We start from the raw sequence: 9,914 nt of genomic DNA, 5'->3' as shown, positions 1-9,914 counted from the left end.
TCATTGCGATTGTCATATTATTTCCTCCTCTTTTGTTGTTGCTAAGATGTGATTTCTCTTTATGCTTCCATTATAGTAAGCGCTTACATTTTTATCAATACATTGTAATATGCAATATTGCATATTACATAAACTGGTTTTATTGCTATAATGGAAAAGGGAAAAGAATGTTTATCATTCTTTTCCCTTTTTGTATTTTCATGCACCTCACATATCTATCGTAAGAGAGTACTTGTATACGATTATTTACTACATTCCTTTTCTTGGTTCTGTTGCAAAGTTTCCGAAGACATAAAGAGATGGGGAATATTGCGGACCAGTTTTATGAAACTATTAATAATTCATGTAATGCGTTATACGTCGAAAAAACGAAGTTTGGTTGAAGACTTCGCTTTTGTTTGTATATGGCATAGACAGTTTCTATACCTTTAATAGTACGTGAGGCATGGCGAAGACTTTGAAAGCCTAAGGAACGGGAAATTCGACGTTTCACATGTCGATGATCTTGCTCGATGATATTATTGAGGTACTTTATTGTACGAGAAAGGTATTTTTGTAAAGACATATCTCCTTATGCGGAAGCTAAAGAAGGAGATATGTCGTCAGAACCGTTGGTTCTCCAAAAGTTCGAGCTAGTCTTTTCATAAAAGCATACGCTGCTGGTTTGTCTCGTTTTTGACGAAGTTGAATATCAAGTGTTTATCCCTCTTTATCAATTGCTCGATATAAATAACACCACTTTCCTTTAATTTTGATATAGGTTTCATCCAAACGCCAAGATAACAATGTGTTTTTGTTTTTCTTCTTCCAAATTTGATAGATAAGATTTCGATATTCATGAACCCAGCGCATGATAGTTGTTGGATGAATAGAAATACCACGTTCTTTGAGAATTTCAGACACATCGCGATAGCTTAAAGAAAAACGAAAATAGTGGCCAGCGGCTACCAAGATAATATCTTTCTCGAACTGTTTTCCTTTAAAATATCCCATTTATTAAGCTCCTTGTTTGTTTTTTACAGAGTTTAGCTTACTTTAGAAAACTTTACAACAGAACCCTAATGTTGATATCTGATGAATATTTTTGAAAAGGGAGTGATGTTATAAAGTCACGATAATGTAATTTTTATAAGAATTAAATGAAAGCAACATGAAATTTTAGAACCGACATGAAGTGGAGAGAATAATTATATGTATCCTAAGTTTTTTAACAAAATGGCTTTTTCAAAAAAACATAAAGATTTATTAATTCAATTGTATAATAAAGAAATTACACGAAGTGAATATAATCACTTATTAAACGCTTTATATGAGCCAACACCAAAAGCACCTGACTATAAGACTAAAGATAATACTTTGACTGTTTAACAATTTTAATAACTTTATTAAATGCTTCTAAATCTATTCATGTTATTAGGTTCAATTAGTTTATTTCAATTTACAAAAGAATAATAACACAAAAAATGCATCTGCATAGATACGCTTTTTGTGTATAGCCGACAATAGGACTACTGGTAACTATCTTTAAATGAAGTAAATTCAGATTAGATAATGTTAATAGAAAACAAAGTAGCACCATATAAATTAGTAGACAGTATACACTTTTGTTAATGTCTATCTTTTTCTAAGTAAAAAAATTGGTATGTTCTCATTGACTTATCTATGGGTTCTGGTGCAAAGTTTTTTATACATAGGGGTGCCGCCGCATGCCCATCAACTTAAGATTTTAAAGTAGCCCCTAAACGAAAATTTTATTATTTTACAGTTATTTATGAGAATTCAACTCATTTTTTTCGGTTTGGGGAACAACCCACTTCTTAAGTCGACGGGCATGTATGATGAAGTCTATTATATAAATTGGTCAAAAACTGACCTTCCTCAGTTTCTTTAATTCAATACATATGTTTTTTGTCATGGGAATATATGTATTGAATTTCACTTAGTCTAAGAACATCATAACATTCTAAATAGTATGGAGCGTGTATTATAATGAAAAAGATTTTATTATCGTTTATAACATTAGGAATGCTTATAGGATGTGAAAAATCTGATTCGTGTGATGAAGCAAGAGCTATCTACTCTGGAAATTGTAATTCTGCTAATACACTGACAAACGACAAAGCTGAATTACAATTAGATTCCAGATAGTTGCTTTAATACTTAATTTATATTTTAACAGGTAACAATTTCATTTCATTTTAGAGGGATATTTCCAATCGCGATTTCCTTTAGAAATAGTCGAAGAGGTTTCACTTTTTTTAGTTAGGCTTTGTTTCTCTATGTTTTCCAGAGATTTTCGCATCTGTTCCATTTGTTCTTTTCCTTCTATTATATCAAACTCGATCCATTTGTAATGGATATAGCATCCCAAGAGAGAAACAATATATAAATGTAGACTATTGGTTCGTGTTGTTTAATATAATAATTAAGACGGTACGTGAAATTAATATATTAGTGATAAAAAAGCTTCCTGTATAGCGGAGCCTTGAATTTCCCTATTTAACTTGGTATTGTTGCAACTGTTTAACCAGGTACTCCGCACCTTGTGGGCTTACCGTAATCTTTCCATTTGCTAATGACATATTACGTTCTGAAATCTCACCTGTTACCACACAAGCCCCACCAGCTTGATACTTCTGTAAAACAATTTTTTCTCCCTCTATAAAGATCTCTAATGGTGATTGTTCTTTGATACCAAAAGTATCCCTCAATTCTTTTGGGATAACTACAAGCCCTAATCCATCTACTTTTCGAGTCATTCCTGTTGATTTCATTTAGCTTTCCCCCCTTTTCATTATCTTTTGTATCCAATATAATTCTATTTTATTGTAACAAGCTTTCACCAAAAATTAACAACATCACGATCCAGAAACTTACTATCAGCATTACTACCTGTTTACACCTTTGTTGAAATGAAAGGTTCTGGTGCAAAAATAAAACAAAAGAGAATAAAGCATATATATTCCTAACGGAATCGTATCTTATGTTGCAAGTCCAAACAATTGATGGATGAATTCTTTTTGATTTTGGATAGACTGGTTGGACTTATCCCCGTCAAGTAGACAACTGTAAAAAAGACTATGCAGCCATCGAAATTCGATATTCGATCGGAGCTCGATGATTGAGTCGTTTTTGGAATCGTTTGTAGTTATAATGATAGATGTATGTTTCAATTGCTTGAATCTGTTCATGCAATGTATTATCCTTTGAAAGGCGTAATTGCCTTTGACTACATGTTGAACGCCACTTATAGTAGCTAGAGCGATTTAACTGCGCAATGACGACAAGCCAGGTTACTTTGTACCGAGAACGTAGTTCTTCAATAATCTCGTACTTAGCCGTTTGAGCAAGAACACCTCCTATAGATTTGGATACTGCTTTTTTAAGTAAGCCACTTGCGCCTTGTAGTATTCCAATTCTTCTTCCATACTATCGAATTTCATACGAGGACGACCTTTTACTTTGATATATGTTTCATCGACTCTCCAAGAGTCATTTATTTGTTTGAGGTAACGTCGGATCCGTTTGTCCAATTCAGGACCATACTGATGAACCCAACGCATAATCGTTGTATGAGAAATGGATAAACCCCGTTCCTCCATCATTTCCACCAAATCACGAAAACTTAGGTTGTACCGTAGGTACCATTTTACCGTTAATAAGATAATATCAGGCTGATAGTGCTTCCATTTGAACCAATTTTTCTTTTCCATACCGATTACACACCTTTTTAGAGTAATAGTATCAGTATGTCCAAGTTTTAGAGATTACTTGTAATTACCTTGAAGTTTTTGCACCGGAACCATAGATAGTATTACTAATGAATTTATGACATTAGCAAAACCTGAGGCATTAGAAATTAAAACTAATGACCTGAATGTATTAATGAAGCAAATTGTAATGTTACTTGAACCTCAAGCGATAATGAATTGCATACAAATTAAAACTGAGTTTACATCTGATACTTCATTCATACTTTGTGAATGTAATCAATTAAAGCAAGCTTTTATAAATATCTTAAAAAATGCAATTGAAGCAACTCCAATGGGAGGGGAAATCTTAATTCAAATCGAATATGTACCTGATAAAAACCTGGTAAACATTCGATTTATCGATGACGGGTGTGGAATTGAAAAAGAACGTTTACCTTATCTAGGAGAACCATTTTATAGTATTATAAGAAAATGGTATCGGTTTAGGACTAATGATCTGTTATAAAATTATTGAAAAGCACCAAGGAAAGATATTTATTGAAAGTGAAGTAGGTAAAGGAACAACAGTTAATATTAATCTTCCTATATCTACTCTTGAAAAAGAAAACTCTTATTCAACTTCTTAAATACATCCTAGAATCATGAAGTACAGTTTATAAAAGTTGATAAAAAGCACCTTCCATATTTGAAGGTGCTTTTTAATGCAATAAGTTACTATTATTTTAATACCTTTCTAAATTTACGACCAAAAGAAAGAGCCATACCCGCAAGAACCATCAATAAACCCATTGCTGCACTGTTATTTGTACTTGCACCCGTTTTTGGAAGCTCTTTATATGTATCTTCTTTTTTATCAGAAGTACTATTGTTTGAGATTTTACTGTTACCAGTATCAGAGGCATTGCTGTTGTTAGTACCAGTACTGCCTTTATCAGGGTTATTACCGTTATTGTTGTCTGAGCCATTATTTCCGTTATCAGAACCGTTACCATTGTCCTTATCTTTCACAACCACTTTTTGTATTGTAGTTACCTCATTGCCTGCGAAATCTTTGACACTATATATTACTTCATAAGTACCGGCTTTAGATATATCAACAGTTCCTTCATGCGTTACTTTAGAAGTAAGGTCACCGCCTTCTTTATCAGTAGCTGATACTCCTGCCATTGGATCGAATTGATTACCCTCAGTAATTGTAGTTTCAGCAGGTACTTTTAGTACTGTTTTTTCATCTTTAACTTCTTCTCTAGCTCTAACCGTTACTGTTTGTTTCGCAGTTACTTCATGACCTTTAGAGTCTGTAATTGTGTAAGTTAATACATAAGTACCGGCTTTAGATGTATCTACTTTACCATCAACTGTTACTTTAGAAGTAAGGTCGCCGTCTTCTTTATCAGTAGCTGATACTCCTGCCATTGGGTCGAATGAATCTCCTACATTCATTGTTGCTCCAACAGGCACTGTTAATTTAGGTTCCATATCTGGAGTTTCTCCATTTTCCTCTACAATTACAGTCTGTGTAGCCGTTGCATTAACCCCTTGGGAATCGACAACCGAGTACTCCACAATGTAGTTACCTGGTTTAGAAGTATCTACATCGCCTTTATGTTTTACTCTATTTGTTAAATCACCATCTTCTTTATCAACAGCTTTTACGCCTCTCATCGGGTCGAACGTATCACCTACATGTAGTGTAGTTGTAAACGGTACAGTTAACTCCGGCGCTTGTTTTTCCACAGCTTTTTCTTTTTCTTCCACTGTTACCTTAATTTTTGCTGCATCAAAAGCTTCTTGGACCGCTTGAGCTTCAGCCGAGTTCGCGCCATATTTATTTGTTGCAACTCGAAGGCATGCTGATCTCAATTCAAAGAAATCAGAAGTCATGTTTAGTTCATCAGTGTTTGCATAATAAAAAATATCAAACATTTTATCCTCGCCAATACCTTTTACAGTTACACCGTTATGAGTGCCACCTTTTGCAATTAAATATGCAACTTTATTAATAATACTTGAGTTGAAATGAACGCCTCCATCATCCTCTCCATTTAAATTAGTATATTTACTATAATCATCTGGATATGGTACTCCATTTGAATAATTGATTGAAGATGGATTTTTCATATCACGTAAAACTAATCCAGTTTGTTCTCCTATTGTCCAGTTAAAATTCCCATTGTTTATATATTTCTCAATAGCCGTCCCCATAATATCCGATAACGCCTCGTTAATCGCACCAGATTCTCCGGAATATTCAAGATTGGATTCGCTAGATGTAACCGCATGTGTAAATTCATGTCCCGCTACGTCAAATGCCTTCACCATAGGATCTCCATATACGAGCATACTACTATTATTAATATTAGCACTTAATGCATTTTTCCAATTTTTTGGATCGTTCGTATCCTCAGAATCCCAAGCGTGTACAACTGAAACTACTTTTTGTCCCTTATTATCAAAACTATTACGCTTGTATTTATCTTTATAAAAATCAAATACTTTCGTCGCTAAGTAATGGGCACTTACCGCTTTTGGATCATTAAATGTTGTTGAAGTGCTAGTTGCTAGTGTGCCAGGATAATAGCTTTCCTCTTTAGTAATATCTCTGTAATTCACATCATATGTTTCAATTCCTTGCCCCCTTGAATAATCAGCAAGTGCATATTCACCATTACTTTGTTTAGAAATACCAAATGTACGAGATATACCGAAAGCATCGTTTCCTGTTCCAGTTAATGATGCAAGATTGCTTTTTCTACTTTCCTCTAAGGCATCAACAAGCTTCTCACTTGCTTTTAAATCTGAATCTTGTACCATATTTTTTAACATTTCACCATTATGAGCATTCACTAAATAAGTTCCAGATACATATTTTGGTGTTACTGCAGCAAATGTAACCTGGTATGCATTACTGGCTTGTCCATTATTTTCATCAACAAAAATAACTTCCTTTACTTCTGGCTCAGAAATAAACTTGATATCATTCCCGTACTTCGTAAAAATATATTGTTTCGCTTTTTCTTGTGATAGATTAATAGGCTTCTTTAAATCTTCTTGTTTTAAATTTTGCGCACTATCCCCTGAAACACTTTTAATAACACCCTTTTTATCTACGTGTGCAGTCAATTGATACCCATATACTTCTTTTCCTTCATATGTTTGTTGCATACGCACAAGTGTAGTCCCATCATACGAACCGCGTTTTTGAAGAACCTTATAATCTACTCCCATTTCTCCATTCACTTGTTTTGGAGACAAAGCTTGCTCTGTCTTTTCCTTAAGGGCATCTTTTACTACATTCTCTGGTGCCTTTTGTGATGGTTGTGTAAGTTCACCTGTACGGAACGAATCCTCCTGAATTTGAACTTGTAATTGATCTGTTTCCTCTGCATGACCTACTCCATATGGTATTACAGCTGTTAAAGCTAATCCTGTTGTTAATGCAACTGTAGCTGTTCTTTTTTTATTTTTCATCATATTTACCTCGTATCATTTTCTAAAAAATTAAGCTTATAAAAAGGTAACGTCACATGCCTATCAACCTAGCAGAACAAATTGCCCCCAAAACGATAAAAATGAACTTCGGTGCTATAAAAACACAAAATTTTTGTTTAGGGGGCGTTATAAAGTTTTTAAGTTGATATGGGGTATTACCAATTAAATTTTTACGAGCAGTAATACGCCCTTATAATGATGATATAATAAACCACTCAACTTCATTTTCTTTTTATTGATGGGATTGCGCATTTGAAATTGCATTATATAAAAACTGTGCATACTGTTCACGTGTTACGTTCATATCCGGAGCAAATTTCCCTTCTCCAACTCCTACTGCAATATGGTTCGATTGCACGGCACTAATCGCATCTTTTGCCCATGAATTTGCTGGAACATCGTTGAAATTATGTGGCGCCTTTACATCTAATCTAAACGCTTTCTTAATAACTTGTGCCATTTCTGCACGTGTTAATGTAGCTTTCGGTCTAAAGTTTCCTTGATCATCTCCTTGGAAAATTCCTAGCTTAGTTAAAGCTAATATTTCCTCAGGAAACATTGTTGAATTTCCATCGATATCTCTGTATGGATTTTCATATTTATCTTGTTTTTCTATATACAAAGTACGGTAAATTAATGCAGCTACTTGTTCACGTGTTACATTATCACACATACCAAATATCCCATTTCCATAACCTGCAATAATTCCTTTATTCGCTAAATCATGAATTGCATGAAATGCCCAGTGTTCTTGTGGGACATCCTTAAATGTAGTTCTATTTACTCCTGCATCGATTTGCAAATCATTTTTTATTACATCCCAAAGTGGATTATCTTGACGCTTTGGTTGCCCCTCTTCATCCCATTTTATTTTTTCTGTTCCTAATTCATAATTCATTCCTGTCCAAGTATCTTCACGGAATGCATAGAATGATTTATGCCATCCTTTCTGATTGAATATAGAAATTAAGTCTTGCATGTATTGAGGTGCTCCAGGAACGGTACGATTAATTCCAAATTCCTCAGCAATGATTCGATTAGATGGTACATGATTTTCCTGAGACCAATTTTGAACAGGCTGTAAGAATGTATTTAATCCATCTTTATCCCACATCATAGGTGTTTCTAAATCTCCTACTTTTACAATTCCAGGATATTGATACTCTTTATTTTGATTTTCACGTTGACTTGTTAATTGATATGGCTCATACATATGAAATGCATACAATGTCTTATTATCTTTAACTGGTTTAAGATATTTAAAAGCCCAAGGTGTGGCATATAGACCTGAATCTAAAATAATAGGTGTTTCTTTATCTACTTCACGAATTGAAGTAACAACTTTTTGATAAAATTCATTTAAATCAGCTGGGGTTCCCTTCACTTTTGAATACCATTTCTCATAATCTTCCGTCCAAAAATCATTATATCTATTTTTCTTAGATGTTTCTGGATGTGGTTCATTGATAATGTTGTAACCAACCACAGCTGGATGATCTTTCAATTCAAACGCAAGGTCCTTCCAAAATTGGCTTGCTTGTTCTTGATATTTCTCTTCTTCCCAAATTCTATCATCATTCTGATTATTGTTAAATTGACGCCAACGATCACCAGGTAATGAAAGCATTGTAAGTACAACTTTAATTCCTTGTGATTGTGCAGCATCTAAATCTGCTTTCAATTCTGCTACATCCTCTTCCACCAATCTTTGATAATTATCTGCATTACCGATAAGAAAATCTTTTCCTGATGTATCTGGTTTGTCTTCAAATAAGAAATCCTTATCTTTTGCCCATTTATCAGGTGCTAAACGAACATATTCAATATGAGCTTCCTTTGCACTTTTGTAGTTCTCAGGTAATGAAGTGCTATTCATAAAATTAGTACCTGTTCTTTTAGAATTCCAAAAATCCATTTTGGAACCTGCACTTTTGTATGTCTCAGCTTTCACATTCATTTCTTGTATCCCTAAGCTCATCATGCCTATTAATGCGACTATCGGTATGATTTTTTTCATAACTTCTCCCTCTTTCCATGTCAGTTTCTTATTATAAAATAAATCACTTATGTTACAGGAAAGTGACAATTTCAAAAAAATTAATTTATCAGCATTGGCAGGTAAAGAGGGAGCAGACACAAAAACAGGCTGTGGAGAAAGTCTTCTTCACAGCCTGAGAACAAGTTATATATCCAAATATGACTTGTTCCTTTCACTATTTAGTTTTTATCGTTTGTTATAGTTGATATAACTAGGGTCATTATAAACCCACTGATTCGTTTCAATTCTTAGCCAACCATTCTTTTCTTCATATACTGTAACTTTTTCACCTTTACTTGCCTTTCTAACAATAGAGTAGTTTGTACCTGCTCCACTCCGAACATTTACCCCAATACCATTTATTTGAGCTGTTCCAATTGTATTTTGAACACTACCAGTTTCAATTACTTGAAGCATGTTTAGAATGAATGATGCTGTTTCACCACGAGTTGTTGTTCCTTTAGGGTCATATTGATTGTCACCCTTACCTTTTACAATACCTAGTCCATACAATCTTTGTACGTCTTCCTTATAGATAATTTGGTCTTTGTCTGAGAATGGTAAGTTTGCAACTGGCCCCCATAGACCTTTATACTGTAAAGCCTTGTTTACAATAATTGCTGATTCTTCTCTTGTAATAGGTGTGTTTGGGTCAAAATAACCGTCACCTC

The 9,914-nt window shown here is 34.0% G+C and carries 5 protein-coding genes and 3 pseudogenes; 1 reads left to right on the top strand and 7 read right to left on the bottom strand.

All coding sequences use genetic code 11. From position 1 onward, the window contains the following. Window positions 1–322: 322 nt before the first annotated feature. The 4 genes and pseudogenes from CQ058_RS29670 to CQ058_RS32980 all read right to left on the bottom strand — a co-directional run. Window positions 323–993, bottom strand: a pseudogene (locus tag CQ058_RS29670) (IS6 family transposase). A 1,502-nt stretch (window positions 994–2,495) separates the two neighbouring features. After that, window positions 2,496–2,774 carry an AbrB/MazE/SpoVT family DNA-binding domain-containing protein gene (locus CQ058_RS29660; RefSeq protein WP_002191591.1) on the bottom strand — a complete coding sequence of 93 codons (279 nt, stop codon included), beginning with the start codon at window positions 2,772–2,774 and terminating at the stop codon, window positions 2,496–2,498. 304 nt (window positions 2,775–3,078) lie between these two features. Then, window positions 3,079–3,195 carry an IS3 family transposase gene (locus CQ058_RS32985; protein ID WP_157380025.1) on the bottom strand — a complete coding sequence of 39 codons (117 nt, stop codon included), beginning with the start codon at window positions 3,193–3,195 and terminating at the stop codon, window positions 3,079–3,081. A gap of 253 nt (window positions 3,196–3,448) precedes the next feature. Continuing rightward, window positions 3,449–3,713 (bottom strand): annotated as a pseudogene (locus tag CQ058_RS32980) (IS6 family transposase); the annotation flags it as partial. Between the two features lie 91 nt (window positions 3,714–3,804). Between CQ058_RS32980 and CQ058_RS29645 the strand changes: the two are divergent. Then, window positions 3,805–4,339: pseudogene (locus tag CQ058_RS29645) on the top strand (ATP-binding protein); the annotation flags it as partial. 91 nt (window positions 4,340–4,430) lie between these two features. On the opposite strand, the gene CQ058_RS29640 reads toward CQ058_RS29645, so the two are convergent. From CQ058_RS29640 to CQ058_RS29630, 3 genes are all read right to left on the bottom strand, one after another. Next, on the bottom strand, window positions 4,431–7,184 hold the full coding sequence (locus CQ058_RS29640) for a M4 family metallopeptidase (RefSeq protein WP_033733325.1): 2,754 nt from the start codon (window positions 7,182–7,184) through the stop codon (window positions 4,431–4,433). Between the two features lie 253 nt (window positions 7,185–7,437). Next, window positions 7,438–9,222 (bottom strand): S-layer homology domain-containing protein, encoded by a 1,785-nt coding sequence (locus CQ058_RS29635; protein WP_002191596.1) that lies wholly within the window; start codon window positions 9,220–9,222, stop codon window positions 7,438–7,440. A 207-nt stretch (window positions 9,223–9,429) separates the two neighbouring features. After that, a partial coding sequence (locus CQ058_RS29630) for an S-layer homology domain-containing protein (RefSeq protein WP_142396440.1) occupies window positions 9,430–9,914 on the bottom strand: 485 nt, incomplete at its 5' end.

Origin of the sequence: Bacillus sp. MYb56 (genome assembly GCF_002976445.1) — a bacterium.
Taxonomy (GTDB): domain Bacteria; phylum Bacillota; class Bacilli; order Bacillales; family Bacillaceae_G; genus Bacillus_A; species Bacillus_A mycoides.
The sequence above is the reverse complement of the archived record's forward strand: the minus strand, read 5'-3'. Positions and strand labels throughout refer to the sequence as shown.

Coding starts and splice junctions, on each gene's coding strand:
- CQ058_RS29660 (WP_002191591.1), bottom strand. CDS start 2,774: ATGAAATCAACAGGAATGACTCGAAAAGTAGATGGATTAGGGCTTGTA.
- CQ058_RS29640 (WP_033733325.1), bottom strand. CDS start 7,184: ATGAAAAATAAAAAAAGAACAGCTACAGTTGCATTAACAACAGGATTA.
- CQ058_RS29635 (WP_002191596.1), bottom strand. CDS start 9,222: ATGAAAAAAATCATACCGATAGTCGCATTAATAGGCATGATGAGCTTA.